General features: G+C 69.5%; 11 protein-coding genes. 7 read left to right on the top strand and 4 right to left on the bottom strand.

All coding sequences use genetic code 11. From position 1 onward, the window contains the following. The first annotated feature begins 51 nt into the window (after positions 1-51). From aroC to aroB, 3 genes are read left to right on the top strand one after another with little or no spacing between them, the layout of a single operon-like run. Positions 52-1,257: a chorismate synthase gene (aroC, locus tag ACFTSF_RS22520; RefSeq protein ID WP_380155649.1), complete on the top strand. Its 1,206-nt coding sequence runs from the start codon at positions 52-54 to the stop codon at positions 1,255-1,257. Continuing rightward, positions 1,254-1,754, top strand: a complete 501-nt coding sequence (locus tag ACFTSF_RS22515) for a shikimate kinase (protein ID WP_380155648.1) — start codon at positions 1,254-1,256, stop codon at positions 1,752-1,754. Before aroC ends, ACFTSF_RS22515 begins: the two co-directional genes overlap by 4 nt. Continuing rightward, entirely contained in the window at positions 1,751-2,857 is a 1,107-nt protein-coding gene (gene aroB, locus ACFTSF_RS22510; RefSeq protein ID WP_380155647.1) for a 3-dehydroquinate synthase, read from the top strand. Before ACFTSF_RS22515 ends, aroB begins: the two co-directional genes overlap by 4 nt. Here aroB and ACFTSF_RS22505 read toward each other — a convergent pair. After that, positions 2,850-3,695, bottom strand: coding sequence for an NAD(P)H-binding protein (locus tag ACFTSF_RS22505; RefSeq protein WP_380155646.1), 846 nt, complete (start codon positions 3,693-3,695; stop codon positions 2,850-2,852). The genes aroB and ACFTSF_RS22505 overlap by 8 nt on opposite strands. Before the next feature lie 27 nt (positions 3,696-3,722). Further along, entirely contained in the window at positions 3,723-4,952 is a 1,230-nt protein-coding gene (locus tag ACFTSF_RS22500) for an SGNH/GDSL hydrolase family protein (protein WP_380155645.1), read from the bottom strand. Positions 4,953-5,071: 119 nt separating this feature from the next. Here ACFTSF_RS22500 and ACFTSF_RS22495 point away from each other — a divergent pair, with 119 nt between their 5' ends. Further along, positions 5,072-7,927, top strand: a complete 2,856-nt coding sequence (locus ACFTSF_RS22495) for an AAA family ATPase (protein WP_380155644.1) — start codon at positions 5,072-5,074, stop codon at positions 7,925-7,927. Here ACFTSF_RS22495 and ACFTSF_RS22490 read toward each other — a convergent pair. Further along, positions 7,913-9,904 (bottom strand): HelD family protein, encoded by a 1,992-nt coding sequence (locus ACFTSF_RS22490; RefSeq protein ID WP_380155643.1) that lies wholly within the window; start codon positions 9,902-9,904, stop codon positions 7,913-7,915. The genes ACFTSF_RS22495 and ACFTSF_RS22490 overlap by 15 nt on opposite strands. A 64-nt stretch (positions 9,905-9,968) precedes the next feature. Between ACFTSF_RS22490 and ACFTSF_RS22485 the strand changes: the two genes are divergently transcribed. The 3 genes from ACFTSF_RS22485 to ACFTSF_RS22475 all read left to right on the top strand — a co-directional run bounded on the left by ACFTSF_RS22485 (position 9,969) and on the right by ACFTSF_RS22475 (position 11,981). Continuing rightward, positions 9,969-10,559, top strand: coding sequence for a TetR/AcrR family transcriptional regulator (locus ACFTSF_RS22485; protein ID WP_380155642.1), 591 nt, complete (start codon positions 9,969-9,971; stop codon positions 10,557-10,559). Positions 10,560-10,563: 4 nt separating this feature from the next. Next, the gene (gene aroQ / locus ACFTSF_RS22480) at positions 10,564-11,001 is read left to right on the top strand and encodes a type II 3-dehydroquinate dehydratase (RefSeq protein ID WP_344146334.1); all 438 of its coding nucleotides are present in this window, start codon (positions 10,564-10,566) and stop codon (positions 10,999-11,001) included. Between the two features lie 314 nt (positions 11,002-11,315). Continuing rightward, positions 11,316-11,981, top strand: coding sequence for a response regulator transcription factor (locus ACFTSF_RS22475; protein WP_344146331.1), 666 nt, complete (start codon positions 11,316-11,318; stop codon positions 11,979-11,981). 107 nt (positions 11,982-12,088) lie between these two features. On the opposite strand, the gene ACFTSF_RS22470 is transcribed toward ACFTSF_RS22475, so the two are convergent. Further along, positions 12,089-17,770 (bottom strand): choice-of-anchor D domain-containing protein, encoded by a 5,682-nt coding sequence (locus tag ACFTSF_RS22470; protein ID WP_380155641.1) that lies wholly within the window; start codon positions 17,768-17,770, stop codon positions 12,089-12,091. Positions 17,771-17,848: the final 78 nt, after the last annotated feature.

Raw genomic sequence — 17,848 nt, 5'->3', positions numbered from 1 at the left:
GCAGCTGAGACCGGCGTCCGGTGGGCGGAGCGGGCGTGGGAGGATGGCGGCATGCTGCGCTGGCTTACCGCCGGCGAGTCGCACGGACAAGCGCTCGTCGCCGTACTCGAAGGTCTTCCCGCTGGGGTCCAGGTCACCACGGACGATGTGGCCGATGCTCTGGCCCGTCGTCGGCTGGGATATGGCCGCGGTGCCCGGATGAAGTTCGAGCGGGACGAGGTGACGTTCCTCGGCGGGTTCCGGCATGGGGTGACCATGGGGAGCCCGTGCGCGATCCAGGTCGGGAACACCGAGTGGCCGAAGTGGCAGCAGGTGATGAGCGCGGATCCGGTGGATCCGGCGACGCTCGCCGATCTCGCCCGGAACGCGCCACTGACGCGGCCGCGGCCCGGTCACGCCGACCTCGCGGGGATGCAGAAGTACGGCTTCGACGAAGCCCGGCCGGTGCTTGAGCGGGCCAGCGCGCGGGAGACCGCGGCACGCGTCGCACTCGGCGAGGTCGCCGCACGCTTCCTGCGCCAGGCGTACGGCGTGACGATCGTCAGCCACGTCGTCGAGCTCGGCACGGTCAAGGCGCCGTACGGCGTCATCCCGTCTTACGCCGATGTTGCCAAGCTCGACGAGGATCCGGTGCGCTGCCTCGACGCCGACGCGAGTAAGCAGATGGTCGCCGAGATCGACGCCGCGCAGAAGGCCGGTGACACCCTCGGCGGTGTTGTCGAGGTCGTCGTGGACGGTCTGCCGCCGGGGCTCGGCAGCTACGTGCACTGGGACCGGCGACTGGATTCCAAGCTGGCCGGCGCGCTGATGGGCATTCAGGCGATCAAGGGCGTCGAGCTCGGCGACGGGTTCGAGCTGGCGCGCACACCGGGGTCGAAGGCGCACGACGAGATCGTCGCCGAGGGCGGGAGCGTTCGCCGTACCAGCGGCCGTTCCGGCGGGACCGAGGGCGGCATGAGTACCGGTGAGACGCTGCGCGTCCGCGCCGCGATGAAGCCGATCGCGACCGTGCCGCGGGCGCTGCGCACGATCGACACCAGCACCGGCGAGGCCGCGGCCGCGCATCACCAGCGCTCCGACGTGTGCGCCGTACCGGCGGCCGGGATCGTCGCCGAGGCGATGGTGGCGCTCGTGCTGGCCGAGGTGTCGCTGGAGAAGTTCGGCGGGGACTCGGTGGTCGAGACCGCGCGTAACCACCAGTCGTACCTGGCGGCTCTGCCGACCACGATCACGCCGCGGGAGTGGACCGAGCAGTGAGCCCTGTTGTCGTTCTCGTCGGTCCGCCCGGTTCGGGCAAGTCGACCATCGCCGCACTCCTGGCCGAGCGGCTGCAGGTGCCGCACCGCGACACCGACGCCGATGTCGAGACCGGAGCCGGCAAGCCGATCTCGGACATCTTCGTCGACTCCGGTGAGGAACACTTCCGTGCCTTGGAACGCGCGGCAATCGTCGCCGCGCTGACCGGCGACGGCGAGGTGCTGTCACTAGGCGGCGGCGCAATCCTCGACCCGGCCACCCGCGCCGACCTAGCCGGTCACACGGTGGTCTTCCTGGACGTCTCGCTTGGCGAGGCAGCCAAGCGCGTCGGCCTCAGCGTCGCCCGCCCGCTGCTCCTCGGCAACGTCCGCACCCAGCTCCGCACGCTGATGGAGGCCCGCCGCCCCCTGTACGCCGAGGTAGCCAAGCTAACGGTGGAAACCGACGGCAAGACCCCAGCCGAGATCGCCACCGAAATCCAGGAGCACCTCGCATGACCCCCGATGGCGGTGCTACTCGGATTCGGGTTGCTGCGGCGGCGCCCTATGACGTTGTCATCGGCAACAACTTGCTGGGTGAGCTGCCGGGGTTGCTGGGCGAGGACGTGCAGCGGGTCGCGGTGATTCACCCGCGGGCACTCCGCTCGACCGGCGACGCGATTCGGGACGACCTGGTCGGCTCCGGCTTCACCGCGCACGCGATCGAGATCCCGGATGCCGAAGAGGCGAAGTCCGCCGAGGTGCTGGCTTACTGCTGGTCGGTTCTCGGCCAGGCCGGGTTCACCCGCTCGGACGCGATCGTCGCGGTCGGCGGCGGGACGACGACCGACCTCGGCGGGTTCGTCGCGGCGACCTGGCTCCGCGGGGTCAAGTTCGTGACGATCCCGACCACCCTGCTCGGCATGGTCGACGCGGCGGTCGGCGGCAAGACCGGTATCAACACCGCCGAGGGCAAGAACCTGGTCGGCGCCTTCTGGGAGCCGGCCGGTGTCCTCTGCGACCTCGCCGCCCTGGAAACCCTGCCCCGCAACGACTACGTCAGCGGTCTCGCCGAGATCGTGAAGTGCGGCTTCATCGCCGACCCCGTCATCCTCGACCTCGTCGAGAAGGACCCGGCTGGCGCCTCCACCCCGGCTTACCACGCCACCGCCGAACTGATCGCCCGCTCCATCCAGGTCAAGGCCGACTCGGTCGGTGCCGACCTCCGCGAGCGCACCACGGAGGTCGGCGGCGCGATCGGCCGCGAGGCCCTCAACTACGGCCACACCCTCGGCCACGCCATCGAGCGCACCGAACGCTACAAGTGGCGCCACGGCGCCGCCATCAGCATCGGCATGGTCTTCGTCGCCGAACTCGCCCGCGCCGCCGGCCGCCTCGACGACCCGACCGCCGACCGCCACCGCGCCGTACTGGAGTCCCTCGGCCTCCCCACGTCGTACCGAGCCGATGCCTGGCCGCACCTGCAGGACGCGATGAAGCTCGACAAGAAGACCCGAGCCGACCGCCTCCGCTTCGTCATCCTGGACGGCCTAGCCAAGCCCACCATCCTCGAGGCCCCCGACCCCAGCCTCCTGATCGCCGCGTACGGCGAGATCAGCTGACGAAGTCGGCCTGGTAGTCGCGCGCCCACTGCAGGTAGGAACGGCCGGGCCGCCCGGTGAGCTTCTCGACGGTGTCGTTCACCGGCGCGGGCTCGTGGATATGCCGGGCCCAGTCGTCAAGGAGCGCATCTGCCGGTGCGTACGGACCCATTGCTTCCCGGGCCGCGTCGACGGACAACTCCTCATACCGCAACGGCCTTCCCAGAGCCTCGCCGAGCAGCTTGATCTGCTCCGCGTGAGTCAGGGATTCCGGGCCGGTGATCCGGTAGATCTCGCCGGCATGCCGGTCATCGCTCAGTGCCTCAATGGCGACGGCGGCGAAGTCGGCCGGGTGGATCGGCGCGTCCGCGGCATCGGCGTACGGGCCCCGGACGACGTCACCGGTCTTGACCTGCGCCGGTACGTCGAAGGCCCACTGGAGCGCGTTGGACGCGGACAGTTCCAGCCGCAGGAACGTCCATTCGAGCCCGGACTCGCGGAGTTCCTGCTCGATGGCGTGATGGAACTCGGCGACGGCATGCGGCTGCTCCGGTGCCTCGTCGCTGACCGATCCGGACGACTGGAAGACGATCCGGCGGACGTCGGCGTCCTTGGCGGCGGCGAGGAAAGCCGGCGCGAACCCCGGGACGACCGCCAGCAGGAAGATCGCCGAGACGCCCTCCATCGCCGATCGCAGCGAGGCGGGATCGCCGAGGTCGCCCGCGACGACCTCGGCGGCGGCCGGGAGCCCGGACTTCGCCGGGTCGCGGGTGAGGGCACGGACGGGCTGGCCCGCGGCGACGAGTTGCTCGACGATCGAGCGGCCGACGGGTGCGGTGGCGGCGGTAACCAGAATCATGATGTCTCCTTGGTTTGCAGTGGTGATTTACAGGGATGAGAGGTCGATCGCGGCGGCCAGCGCCGCGAGGCCGGCATCGTTGGGGTGCAAGGAGTCCCCCGCGTCGTAGCTGGAACGGAGCGCGGTGGGGTCGGCCGGGTCGGCCAGTACGGCGGCGAAGTCGACAACTGCGTCGTACTCACCACTGGTGCGGATCCACTGGTTGACCTGCTGGCGGACGAGCTCGCCGCGCGCCGAGTCGAGCATGGAGCCCTTCATCGGCGTGATGGTGCCGCCGACGATCCGTACGCCGTACCTGTGCGCGGCGGTGATCAGTTGGCGATGCCCGGCGATCAGCTGGGCCGCGGTCACGTCGGGGTTGAAGCCGAGATCGTTGAGCCCCTGGCTCACGATCACCGTGCGAACACCCGGCTGGCTGAGCACGTCGTGGCGGAACCTGTGCAGCGCGCTGACGCCGCAGCAGTCCGAGTCCGCGAGCAGCCTGTTGCCGGAGAGTCCTGCGTTGACCACGCTGAGCCGCCGTCCGGACGCAGCCACCCGCTCGGCGAGCTGATCCGGGTAGCGGTTGTTGGCGTTCCGGGTGGAGCTGACCCCGTCGGTGATCGAGTCGCCGAACGCGACGACGGCCGATCTGGTGGAGGTCCCGGCGACGTCGACACCCGTCAGGTAGTACGACGAGTGGCTCTCGTCCCGGAAGGCCCCGGCACTCGGGTCGGTCCGGTGATCACCAGACGCCCGGTACGTCGTCGCGGCGGCAGACTCGTGGAACGTGGCGGGCCCGGTGGGCGTCGCGAAGTACAGGGTGATCGTGAGGCGTTCGAGCGCGGTGGTCCGGAGCGCGGTGGCGTCGCTGACGGCGTCCTGCCCGGCCGGTACGGCGACCGCGGCCAGGTGCCGGAATGTCAGATTGCGCGTCGTGCCCGGCACCGTCGAGGCGCCTGGCCCGGCCTTGGCGACGGTCGCGCCGGTCAGCTGCAGCGGGCCCGTTCCGTACCGGTTCGACAGGCGGACGCGGAGTTGGGAACCGCCGGCGCTGATCCGGACGACCTGCCGGAGCGAGGAGTTCGCGAAGCCGTCGAGCGACCAGTTGGCGCCCTGCCAGGTCGCTCCCATCGGGCGCTGAACCGCGCTTGCCCAGGTGCCGGTCCAGCGGTCGGTCCGGGCCGCGCGGTCGGTTGCGGTCGCGGTGGTGGGAGCGGACAGGGCGGCGAGGATGCCGGTTGCGAGGAGGGGGACGGTCAGACGGTGGATTCTCATACCGGCAAATCTGCCGTGATGCGGGCCGCCGGACATCGACAGAACTGTCAGGTTCGGCCGCCCGGCTCTTTACTTTGCCGGCCGCGGCTCTTTACGACCGGGCTGGCATCATGACTGCCGTGACCACCCGCGCAACGAGTCCCGTCCTGATCGGGCGGCACGCCGAATCGGCGGTGCTGGCGGCGGCGTACCGGTTCGCGGTGGCGGAGGCGGCCACCTTTGCCGTCGTCGCCGGGGAAGCGGGGATCGGGAAGTCCCGGCTGGTCCGCGAGTTCACCGCCGGTCTGGAGGGCGCGCGCCGGGTCACTGGCGAATGCCTGGAGCTCGGGGCGGACCAGTTGCCGTTCGCCCCGTTCCTCGCCGTACTGCGGCGGCTGCGCCGCGACCTCGGCGTGGAGGCGATGCGGGAACTCCTTCCGCCGGGTGACCTGAGCCTGGCGCGATGGCTCCCGGAACTGGGACCGGCGGCGGTCGACCTGGATCCGCTCCAGGGCAGGTCGCGGCTGTTCGAGGAGCTGCTCACGCTGCTCGAGCGGCTGGCGGCGGACCGGCCGCTGGTCGTCGTACTGGAGGACCTGCATTGGGCGGATCCGGCCAGTGTTGATCTCCTCGCGTTCCTGGTCCGCAATCTCGACCAAGCCGGCCTGCTCGTCATCTGCACCTATCGGTCCGCCGACGTCGGCGCGACCGACCCGCTGCGTCCCGTCCTCGCCGATCTCGCACGGCGGCCAGGTCAGCACTTCATCAACCCCGGGCCGCTGAGCGCGGCCGAGACTGCCGAGCTGCTGACCGGTCTGCTGGGCAGTGAACCCGACCGGGGCCTGGTGGCGCGGGTCCACGATCGGAGCGACGGGAACCCGCTCTTCGTCGAGGCACTGGCGACGGACCCTGCCGACGGCACTCCCGCTCCGTTGCGAGACTGGCTGGCTGCGGAGCTGGCGAAGCTCCCCGACTCCGCCCGCTCGGTACTGCGCGCTGCCGCGGTGGCCGGTCACGTGGTCCCGCATGCCCTGCTGGTGGCCGTGGCCGGGCTGACCGACGCGGACCTGGAGCCGGCTCTGCGCGAACTGGCCGAGAAGCAACTCCTGGTGGTCGGAAGCGACGGGTACGCCTTCCGCCACTCGCTGCTGCGGGACGCGGTGGTGGACGACGTACTGCCCGGCGAGTGGCAGCGACTCAACGCCCGGTGTGCCGAGGCGATAGCGGCGGACCGTTCCCTGGTAGCTCAGCCCGATGCGGAGCTGGCGGCTCATTGGGAGGCTGCGGGTGAGCGTGCGCGAGCCCTGGATGCAGCCTGGAACGCGGCCGCGGAGGCCGAGCGGTCTTTTGCCTACGAGCAGCAGTGGCGGATGCTCGAACGGGTGCTGAGTTGGTGGGACGAGGTCCCTGAGCCCGAGACGCGGCTCGGGGCTTCGCGAGCTTCAGTACTGCAGCTGGCCGCGGAAGCGTGTGCTTCGGCGGGTGCCTTCGAGCGAGGTATCACTCACGCGACTGCAGCGCTCGCCTCGACCGGGCAGCAGGCGCTGCGCGCCAGGACGCTCGCCACTCGGGGCTTCCTCAACCGGCGAGTCGGTCGCGACGGGGACGCGGATCTGGAGGCTGCGCTGGAGGTGCTGCCAGCCGATGCGCCGGTCGAGCTCCGCGGGCGACTCCTGGGTTCGCTGGCGATCAACGCGAGCCGGTGGAACGGTGATCCGCAGCAGAGCGCGCAGTACGCCGACGAGGCTCTGCGGATCGGCCGCGAGCACGGGCTGCTCGGCGTACAGGCGACGGCGTTGCTCGCCTCTGGGCGGACTGCTGGGCTCGCGGGCAACTCTGCCGAGGCGCTGCGGCTGTTTCGGAGTGCCGGTGAGCTGGCGAAGGCGGCTTCGTATCACTACACCGCCCTGACTGCGCTGCTGTCCGAGGCCTACACGCTGATGCTGTCCGGCGACTACGCACAGGCGGCGGTGGTGGCCGGGGAGGGGCGCACGCTGGTGTATCGGGTGGGGCAGGGGCGTTCCAGGGGTGCTGATCTTGCCGCGGTACTGGCCCAGGCGCTGTGGCTGTCGGGCCGATGGCCTGAGGCGAGAGAGGTCATCGACGACGCGCTGGCCGAAGACCCGCCTGCGGCGATGGCAGGTGTGCTGCTCGACCAGGCGGCGGAGATTGCTCTCGCTCAGGGGGATCTGATCGCGGCCCAGCAGGCTGTGGAGAAGTCGACGCCGCTGCTCACCACTGCGGCCGGGCGGGAGACGTTGCCCGTGTATGTGGCTGCGGTCCATTGCCGGGTCGCCCTCGCGCAGGGAGATCTGGTCACCGCGGACCGGATCCTGGCGGAGGCTCTGGCCGACCCCGCCATCTCCGGGGACCCCTGGTCCGTACTGCGCGCAGGAGCGGAACTGCAACGCAGGCTGACCGGCCAGCCGGACCAGCTCGCGTCCCGCTGGGCAGAACTGACCGCGCTGGCCGGGAAGTCCCCGACCAACCGTCCAGCACTACTCGCCCACCACCTGACCTTTACCGCCGAGCGCAGTGGTGAGCTGGCTGCGTGGGACGCTGCGGTCTCTGCGTGGCGGGAGGTCGCGCAGCCGTATCAGTTGGCTTTGGCCTTGTTCGGCCTGGCGGAGTCAGCGGTGACTGCCGGCCAGCGGGTGGCGGCGGAGGAACAGCTTCGGGAGTCCGCCGCGCTGGTCCGTGAGCTCGGTGCGGCGGCGCTGCTCCACGAGATCGAGCAGCTATCCGTGCGCGGTCGGCTCGACCTCGCCGTACCGGAAACACCGCAACCGGCGGTGGATAGGCCATTCGGCCTCACCACCCGCGAGCTCGACGTACTGCGGCTCCTCACCGCGGGGCGCACCAACAGCCAGATCGCCACCGAACTCTTCATCTCCCCGAGCACAGCAGGCGTCCACGTCTCCCGCATCCTCGCCAAGCTCAACGTCTCCCGCCGTACCGAAGCGGCCGCCGTAGCCCACCGCCTAGCCCTCGTCTAGTTGGGTGGGGAGTTCGCGGGTGTGGAGGACTTCCAGGCGAGAGACGGCGCGGGTGAGGATGACGTAGAGGCGGTTGAGGCCGCGGGGTTCGGCTTCGACGATCTCGGCGGGTTCGACGGCGATCACGTGGTCGTACTCGAGACCCTTGGCCAAGCTTGCCGGTACGGCGGCCACCCGGCCGTCGCCGTCCGGTGCGACGGTTTCGATCCCGGCGGCTTTCAGGGTGCCGGCGAGTTCGGCGATCCGGTCGTCGGCGGCGATCACGCCGATCGAGCCTTCGTGGGGGAGCGCTCTCCGAACTGCGCTCACGATGTCGTCCGACTCGGTGATCGTGAGAAACCCGTCGCTCCGGAATGACGTGGTCTGCGGGACCTCGACCGGTAACGCGATCAGTAACCGGTTCGCGAGCTCCACGACGGAGGCGGGAACGCGGTACCCGGTGGTCAACGCGACCTGCTCGGCATCGGGTTTCCCCAGATGAGCGAGCTGCTCGGTCCAGGTCCGAGCCGCCCACGGCGTCGTACCTTGGGCGAGATCCCCGAGAACCGTGATCGACCCATGCTCACTGCGCCGGGCGATCGCGCGGCACTGCATTGGCGAGAGATCCTGCGCCTCGTCGACGATCACGTGCCCGGCGGTCTCGCCGCGTTCCAGGAGAGCGCTCACCTCGTCCAGCAGTACGGCGTCGGCTGCGGTCCAGACCGCGGTTTTCGCCTTCCGCGGCCGGGGCCACGCGATCGCGTCCTGCTGATCCGCGGTCAGTAGATCCGCGGCGGCGCGAGAGAGCAGGGAGCGCTCTCCGAGGATCTCGGCCAGGATCTCGTCGGCCTTCACCAGCGGCCAGACCGCCTCGACGGCCGGCGTCGCCGCGCGGGCCATCTTCCGCAACCAGATCCCGTTGCAGTTCTGTCCCCGAGCCTCGGCCTGTCGCTGCAGCGCCGCCACCACGCGCGCGATCACCCGCTCCCGCCCGATCAGGTACGCCGTCGCCTCCGCGCGCGCCTCGGCCACCATCTCCGCGAACTCGTACTGAGGCACCCGCCACTTGTACGAACTGTCGGGCACCACTACCGCGTCCTCCGGTACCGAGATCCGCTCATAGAGCGCTCTCCGGAGGATCTCGGCCATCTCAACGGAATGCTTGACCACCGCCGCAGCCGGCGAGTCCGTCGCCCGAACAGTGATCCGCCCCGCCAGCAGTTCCTCGACCGTGGTCTGGACGACATCGACCTCGCCGAGAGTCGGCAGCACCGCCGAGATGTAGTGCAGGAACGCCCGGTTCGGCCCGATCACCAGAACACCGTTCCGCTGCAACCGCGCCCGATGCGCGTACAGCAGATACGCCGCCCGATGCAGCCCGACCGCGGTCTTCCCCGTGCCCGGCGCACCCTGCACACACACCGAAACCTCGAGCTCGGTCCGGACCACCTCGTCCTGTTCCGGCTGAATCGTCGCCACGATGTCCCGCATCGGGCCAACCCGGGCGCGCTCGATCTCCCGCCGTACCAGCTCGCTGCCGAACCCCGCCGCCACCGGATCCGCGGACTCCAGTTGCTCGTCCTCGAAGCTGGTGAGCGTGTTCCCCGACCAGCCGAACCGGCGGCGCGTCGCGAGACCGCGGGGATCGGTCGGCGAGGCCCGGTAGAAGGTCGTCGAGACCGGCGCCCGCCAGTCGATCACCATCGGCGGCCGGCCGATCGCGTCCGAAATGTGCCGCCGGCCGAGGTAGTACGTCTGATCGCGGTGCTCGCCGGCCGCGCCGCCGTACCGGATCAAGCCGAAGTACGGCGGGTTGTCACCCTCCTCGGCCAGGTCCCGCGCCAGCGTCTTGAGGTAGAACCCCAGTCGCTCGGCCGTGTACCGGTCGCCCCACGTGTCCTCGCCGACGACCACGTTCTCCCGGGCACCGCTCACCATCCGCCGCAGCGCTTCCCGGCACTGCTCGGCGTACTCCCGCTCCTCCGCCAGACCCCGCATCCCACTCCCTCGAAACTCAAAAAGATTAACCCGGTCAATCTTTTGCCTAGGTTAACATAGCCCGGTGACCGGACTTCGAGAGCGCAAGAAGCAGCAGACGTACGACGCCCTGTCCGAGGCGGCGATCGCGCTCTTCCTCGAACGCGGCTTCGACGAGGTCTCGGTCGCCGACATCGCCGCCGCGGCCGATGTCTCCAAACCGACCCTGTTCAAGTACTTCGCCACCAAGCAGGACCTCGTCATGCACCGCATCGCCGACCACCGCCACGAGGCGGCCCGGCTGGTTCAGGCGTCGCCCGAGTCCCCGATCGACACCCTCGCCGCGCACTTCCGCAACGGCCTGAAGGACCGCGAGCCGACGACCGGACTGAACGACCACCCGCAGGTCCTCGCCTACTACAACCTCGTCTTCGGCACGGCGGCGCTGGCGACGAGGATGCGGGAGTTCATGGACGACGACGAGCGCGCGCTCGCCGCCGTACTCGGGGGAGACCTGCAAGCCGAGCTCCTCGCGGCCCAGGTGCTCTCGACCCAGCGGATCCTCGGGTACCGCAACTGGAGAGCGCTCTCTGGCGGTCAGTCCGCGACCAAGCGGTACCCAGCCGCGCTGAGAGAGGCAGAGAGCGCGTTCCAGCGGATCCGCCCACTAGGGTGATTGTGTGAGCGAGACAGTGCTGGTGCTGAATGGGCCGAACCTCGGGCGGCTGGGGTCGCGGGAGCCGGAGAAGTACGGGTCGGCGACGCTGGCCGATGTGGCGGCCGAGTGCGAGAAGGTCGGGGCCGAGCTCGGGTTCGCCGTCGAGGTCCGGCAGACCGATGACGAGGCCGAGCTGGTCGGCTGGCTGCACGAAGCGGCCGACGGGCGGATCCCCGTCGTACTGAATCCGGCCGCTTTCACGCACTACTCGTACTCGCTGCGGGACGCGATCGCGCAGCGGACCGCGCCGCTGATCGAGATCCACCTGACCAACCCGGCGACCCGGGAGGAATTCCGGCACACGAGCGTCGTCGCCGGCGTCGCCACCGGCACGATCGCCGGTTTCGGGCTGGATTCGTACCGGCTGGCGCTGCGAGCGCTCTCCAACCTCGGAGATTGATCACCGCCTGTGTGTAACTGACTCCGGAGTGAGACCGGCATAACTAATCTGCCCTTTCGTGCATCAGGGGAGTGAAGGGCAATTCGTCCGGCCTGATGGGGATGTTTCAGCGCGTGCCGGGCCAAGAGATCGGGGTGAGACGCCGGTGAAATGCCGGTGCTTCACGCTAGGCGTTGGGTCGTGATACCGGCCGTCACCGGCTCTTAAGGCTGGCTGAAGGTGCAAGGGCACGATCGGAATCGACGATTTTGGGGGTTCGTGTGACTACGGATTCGATCCGTTCCGTTCATCAACGCTCTGGGGGAGTGACAAGCATGACGACGCAACAACGTATTCCGGTTTGGGTGAAGGCGCTGGACCCGCTCTCGCAGTTCGGGTTGGTGCACGCACTCAGGCAACGGCCGGAGATCGCCCTGATCAGTGACGCCGAACTGACGGCACTGCAGGCGCAGCAGGATCAGCGAACCGCCCCGCCAGTGGTCGCGCTGATCGCAGTGGATGCGCTGGACGCGGGTGCGGTCCAGGTTCTCCGGTCGGCAACACAGCGGGGCTGCCGCCGTACCGTGCTCATTGGCAGCACGATCGACGACGACGCGCTGATGACCGCGGTCGAGCTGGGGGTGTCCGGGGTCCTGAGGCGGACCGAGGCGACGGCCGACCGCATCGTGCACCTGCTGCAGACCGCCGCCGCGGGCGACGGGAGCCTGCCGGCAGATCTGCTGGGCCGGCTGCTCGGGCAGGTGTCGCGCATGCAGCGGCACGTGCTGGCACCGCGTGGGCTCTCCCACACGGGGCTGTCCGACCGCGAGACGCAGGTACTGCGCCTGGTGGCCGACGGCAAAGACACCCAGGAGATCGCCCGGGAGCTGTCGTACTCCGAGCGGACGGTGAAGAACGTCCTCCACGACGTGACCAGCCGTCTGCAGCTGAAGAACCGCTCGCACGCTGTCGCTTACGCGCTGCGTGAGGGCCTCATCTGATCCACCAACTACTACCCGCCGGCCCTCGCACAAGCGAGGGCCGGTTCTTTTTGTCCCGAAGCCCTGCCCCGCCGGCGTGAACCGGCGGAGCAGGAGGAGTACGGCGTTCACCAGCGGAGCACGAAGTTCGGCGGCTGGTAGCTGAGCGGCATCACCAGAACGGGCTGACTCTTCACCGGCAACGGCCTCCCGGACGAGGACACCAGCCCCGGCACGGTCGCCGTCATCACCCGCTGCCCCAACACATCCCGCCGATACACGAGCACCGGAGCCACGAACTTCCCGGTCTTGTCCGCCACCGCAGGCTGCCCGCCCAGACCGACATCCCACCCCAGTACGGCGGGCCGCCCCGGCGGGAAGTTGGTCCCGGTCGCAATCACGATCTGCCCCGGCCGCGCCACCGGCGGCTCCACGAGCAGAGTCGGCGTCAACGTCGTACCCGAAACCTTCACCGGCACCGGGAACGGCGCAACCGCACCAGTCGCCGTCGCGGACACGGTGACCACACCAGCTCGCGCGCCCAAGAGCTGAGGCACGAACTGTACGGCGATCACACACGTCTTACCCGGTTGCAGCAGCCCAATGCAGGTCACGGCCGACTTGAAGTCGGCCACCGACGAAACGCCGGCCAGCCGCAGCGGCACGGTACCCGTGTTGGTGACCACAACCGACTTCGCCGCACTAGGCACCGTCAGAATCTGCGGTCCAAACACCACCGCCTGCGGCGCCCCCGTCATCGACGCGACCGCCGCCCCCGGCGTCCCGGCCCCACTCAACCCGACCGTCACCGCCGCCGGGCTCGCGACCGTCGGGTCCGCGGACGTCGGGGTGAACACCACGCTGCCCGTCCGCGTCCCCGCGACCCGCGGCGTGAACGTCACCGGTACGTCGCACGTCGTCCCCGGCATCACCGTCGTACAAGAGCCGAGCTCGACACCGAAGTCGCCGGTCCCATTCACCTTGGCCGCCACGTTCAGCGGTACATCGCCGGTGTTCTGCAACTTCACCGGCTGCGGCGACGAAGCCTTCCCAACCTCAACCGCCGGGAACGTCAGCGACGCCGGCGTAACCACGAACCGAGCCGCCGGCGGAACCGGCGTACCGGTACCAGCCAGCCCAACCGCAACCGAAGGCCCAGCCAGATACCCCTGCTTGCTCGGCAACGTCAACGTCCCGGTAGCCGGCCCAGCAGCCGTCGGCGCGAACCGCGCGTCAATCGTGCAGCTCTGCCCCCGGCGCAGCGTCTGCGTACATAGGTTGCCCCCAGCAACGAACGGCGCCGAGGCAACCGCCGGACCCGCAGCGGCCGGTCCATACCCGACGTTCTTCACCACCATCTCGCGCGCACTGGACGACTTCCCAACCTGTACGGCGCCAAAGTCAGCACTCGCCGGCGTCGCCACCAGTTGCGCGAAACGCCGTCGGGTGAAGATGTCGTACAGCCCGTCGTCAGCCGTCCCGGCGACCAGGTCGGAGGTCGACTCGAAGGCTGTGAACGCCCCGTCGCCGCTCAGCGACGGCGATCTGCTGACGCCCTCCTCGACCACGGCGCCTTCCTCATTCACCGACACCCGCTCGGTGAACCGCTCACTCGCGGCCGCTCCGGCGAAGTCCGGGTCGAGATAGCGGACGTAGACGCCCTGCTTGTCGTTGCCAGGTTGCTCGACCAGGTCGGTGGCCATCGAGGCGAACCCGACGGTCGTTCCGTCGTCCGAGAGCGACGGTTCGTGACTCCAGCCGTCACCGTCCTCGCCCGGCTTGCCGGCCGCGGACGACGCCAGCACGCTCTTCCCGCTGGACAGGTCCCGCACCCAGATCCGGCTCGGGTGCGGCGGCCCGTCCGCCCGCGCGGCCTTCGTCTTGCGGGCCGACCCCTCCGGATCGCTGATCCCTTGGGTCTCGAAGGCGACCCGGTCACCGGAGGCCGAGATCGACGGGTACTGCGCGTCGTCGGTACCGATGTTGCCGTCGGCAAGCTTCGAGGCGAGTTCGGTGGTGCCTGCGGTCCGATCCCGCCGGTACACCTGCACGGTCGCCGTCCCCGGCTGGTCGAGGCCGTCGACGCCGACGAACGCGACGTACCGGCCGTCGGCCGACACCGAAGGCTCGAACCCGAGCACCGCCGCACCGGCGCCGTCCTTGCTGACAATCTCCGGCGCACCGGCGAAGGTCCCGTCACCGGCAGTGTCGGTTCGAGTCAGTACGACGTCCTGGATGCCCGCCCCGGTGAACCGGATCGCGTTCTGGATGTTCAGCGACGCCGCCACCGGGTTCACCGAACTCGGGCGGTAGCCGACGTACGCCGTACAGGCGGTTCCGGCCGGCAGCCGCTCGCCGTCAACGCACGGGCGTGGCCGGTCCGGCGGCGGGCCGGTCGGGGTGACCATGGCGAAGTCGCAGCCGGACACGAACTTGAGGTCCTGGACGGTCTCCTGGACGAGAACCGTGGCGGCGACGTACTTCACGGCGCCGATGGACACGCGCTCGCCGTCGGCCACGGTGTTACCCGCGGACGTCGTCTCTGTCGAAGGCGCCGGGTAGAAGTCGGGTGCCGGGATCGGCGTGCACTCCGCGGCTGCTCGCACCTTCGGCTGGTTCCTGATCTTGACACAGGTGCCGTTGGCAACGAGCGCGATCGCGGCCTGACCCTGCGGGGTCGCCCCGTTCAGTCTCAGTACGCCGATGCCCGGGCCGGCGCAGGCGTCGTACCTGATGTCGACCGTGCAGGTGCCGTTGGCGGCCAGGTCGCCGTCGCAGGTCGTCCCGTCGACCCAGAAGCCGGAGCCGCTGTCGACGCTCGCCTTGCCGGCGAAGTGGATCGCATAGCCGGACCTGACCTGCAACTGCTTGAGCCCACCTCTGCCCATGTCGATCAGCCCGCGAACATCGTGCAGCGAATCATCCTGCTCCTGCAGCTTCAGCGAGATGCCACTCCCGGCCAGTGGATCGAGGTGAGACGCGAACGCCACCGTCTTGCCGTCACCGGAGATATCCGGCCGGCAGTCCCGGCTCATCGTTCCCATGGCACACGGCCGCTGGTACCGCAGATCCGACGTCGTTCCCGTGACCTGCTGCTCACCCGAGGCATGCGCGACGAACACCTGCTCGTCCGAGTTGTCCCGCGCCTCGTAGGCGACCCGGGTCCCGTCCGCCGAGATAGTCGGCGGTCCGACCTCGCGGTGATCGCCCACCTTGCGGATCTCGGCGCCGGCCTGGTTGCGCACATTGATCTCGGTGTACTGCTGATCGCCGGTACTCCACCGGGACCGATAGGCAACGAACTGCCCGCTGTCGTTCACCGCCGGATCCAAATGCTCAAGCCGATTGGTCGACACATGCTTGGTCTCACCAGGCATCCGCGCATCACTACTGCCCCGACCGGTCAGGTCGGTGATGATCCAGGGACCCACGCCGCCGCTCACATCGAACAGGTCGACCGTTCCCTTACGAACGCCGATCGCTCGCGGCGTGAACTTGATCAGGAACGCGCAACTCTGCCCCGGGCGAATGGTGACCTCGACACACTGGTCACTGGCAGCAGCGAACTCCTCGTTGGCAAACCTGGGTGCGCGGAACTTGATCGGTGTGTTGCTGGTGTTCGTGACCGTGAACGGCACCGGCCCGGCCGACGTACCGACCTTGGCCGTGCCGAGGTCGACGGGGTCCGGCGCGCCCGTCGCATAACTACGCCGCTGCGACCAGAACACATCCGACTCCTCGTCGGCGTCGTTGTACTCGTCCACCCGGTCGACGCTTGCGAAGGTCGCCCGGGTTCCGTTCTGGTTGATCGTGATGAACCGGTCGCCGGCGGCAGTGCCGGTCCCGGACGAGCGCGGCGAGATCAGCTCGTTCACGCCGCGGCCGCCGCTGAAGTCCTTGGTGAGATCGCGGGCGATCACCCGGTTGCCGGGCAGGGGACCGGCGCCGAGGTCGTCGGAGCCGGACAGGTAGAACAACGTGTAACCGTCGCCGGACAGCTCGGGACCGGAGGCCCCGTCGTCGGACGTCTGGCCGTTGGTATCGGCCGAGGCGAGGACGGATTTCTTCGCCACCACGTCGCGGACCCAGACCTGGTCGGAGATATCGTCGTGCGACGCGCCCCGGAAGGCGACCCGGGTACCGTCGTCGGAGACCGACGGCTCGGTCCCGCTGGCCTCCTGGCGGCCGTTGGCGTTCAGCGAGACCAGGGTGGTCTCGCCCGGCCGGTAGCTCCGGTCGCCGGCGGCGTCGGTGTCGTGCAGGTAGACCTGCTCCGAGTACTTCGGGAGGGCGTCCGCGGCACGCCCGTACGGATCCGTGGAGACGAAACCGACCCAGCGGCCGTCGGCTGACACGGTCGGGTCGGTGCCGCTCTCCAGCACCGCACCGTTCGCGCCGGTCACGCTGACGATCTGCCCTGCTCCGAAGGCGCCCGAAGCACCAGGATCACGCCAGGCAGCGATCGCGTTGCGGGCGGAGTGACCGCCGATCCGGTAGACGGTGTCACCGAGGTGGATGCTCGCGGAGAACGGCGCGACGTCGGGGAAGGTGTACTCGACGTACGCCGTGCAACTGGTCTGCGGAGCCACCGGCTGCCCGGGCTTGCAGGCGTACTCCTCGGTGCCCTCTGGCAGCACGAGCTTCATCTGGCAGCCCTTGGAGCTGAGATTCGGCACGAGTGGCACGGACATCGAGTTGGTGATGGTCATCCGCGCACCGCCGAGTCTGCCCGCGGTCACCTGCCCGAGGGAGGACCACGGATGCGGGTGGGCGGCATCGGTTGGTTGCGGCTCGGCGGCGTTGGACAGGCCGAACTCGCTGGGGCCGGTGCAGCTGGGCGTCGCCGCCGCGGCCTGCGGCGGGAAGGCGGCGAGTCGCGGGCACTCTCCACCGGCGGTCATCGCGATCGCGGTCTGGCCGGCTGCGGCGGCCGACTTGAACCGCAGCACACCAGTTGATTCGACGGTGCAGTCAGGGCCGCCGGTGTACTTGACTGTGACCGAGCAGGACGCGTTGGCCGGCAGGGTTGCCGCACAGGTGTTCGAGGCGATCGTGAACTGTGGGTCGCCCTCGATCACCGGTCCGGTGTCGGGGTACACGATCGGCTGCTGGCTGCGGTTCTTGAGCGTCACCGTGGATTCGCCCGAGGTGTCGAACGCCCAGAAGTCCATCACCGGATAGAACCCGGCGCTGGTCCGGGCGGGCAGGCCGTTGATCGTCAGCTCGAGGTCGGTCGATTCGACGGACTGCCGGATCGGCGCGACCAGCGTGGTGCCGTCCCGGGAAAGCTTCGGCGGGCAGACGGTGTAGCCGCCGTCGATTAGGCAGGCAAGGACGCGCTGGTACGGCAGGTCATTGGCGTTCCCGGTGACCTGCGTGAGCCGCGTGTTGTCCGGCGTCCGGCGATTCAGCGCGTACAGCTGCGCGTCGGCGACCAGGCCCCCGTGGACACTGCCGAACAAGCCACCGGCGAACGCGATCAGGCCGGCGTCTCCCGACATCGACGGCATCACCGCGGTCATGTCCTGGAGGTGGGGCAGTCGCGTGGTTTTCATCGGGTCGTTCAGATCGTTGAGCCAGATGCTCGGCGTCTCACCATCGGCCGCCTCGAACGCGACCATTCGCCCGTCACTGCTCACACTCGAGCGGTACGACGGGCTCTGGCCGGCCGGGTACGAGACCGGGTGGACGATCGGCGGGTCCCCCTCGGCGGCGGACGCGCCCCGGTTCAAAGTCAGCACGGCGAGGCTCGCCGTCAGCAGGGCTGCGGCGGTGATGATGGCGGTCGGGACACGCGGGATACGGCTCACGCCGTCCAGCAAACTCGGTGCGGCGGGGGAGCGGCAGAGCGTGACGTGCGACTTGGGGGGCAGTGCGGTCTGCCCTAG

The sequence above is a fragment of the Kribbella sp. NPDC056951 genome (genome assembly GCF_042674205.1).
Lineage (GTDB): Bacteria > Actinomycetota > Actinomycetes > Propionibacteriales > Kribbellaceae > Kribbella > Kribbella yunnanensis.
This window is presented reverse-complemented; position numbering and strand designations above follow the sequence as displayed.

Bases quoted from the DNA above. Each gene is read 5' to 3' on its own strand.
- ACFTSF_RS22490 (WP_380155643.1), bottom strand. From the start codon at position 9,904: ATGCGGGGTCTGGCGGAGGAGCGGGAGTACGCCGAGCAGTGCCGGGAA.
- ACFTSF_RS22500 (WP_380155645.1), bottom strand. From the start codon at position 4,952: ATGAGAATCCACCGTCTGACCGTCCCCCTCCTCGCAACCGGCATCCTC.
- aroC (WP_380155649.1), top strand. From the start codon at position 52: ATGCTGCGCTGGCTTACCGCCGGCGAGTCGCACGGACAAGCGCTCGTC.
- aroB (WP_380155647.1), top strand. From the start codon at position 1,751: ATGACCCCCGATGGCGGTGCTACTCGGATTCGGGTTGCTGCGGCGGCG.
- ACFTSF_RS22475 (WP_344146331.1), top strand. From the start codon at position 11,316: ATGACGACGCAACAACGTATTCCGGTTTGGGTGAAGGCGCTGGACCCG.
- ACFTSF_RS22505 (WP_380155646.1), bottom strand. From the start codon at position 3,695: ATGATTCTGGTTACCGCCGCCACCGCACCCGTCGGCCGCTCGATCGTC.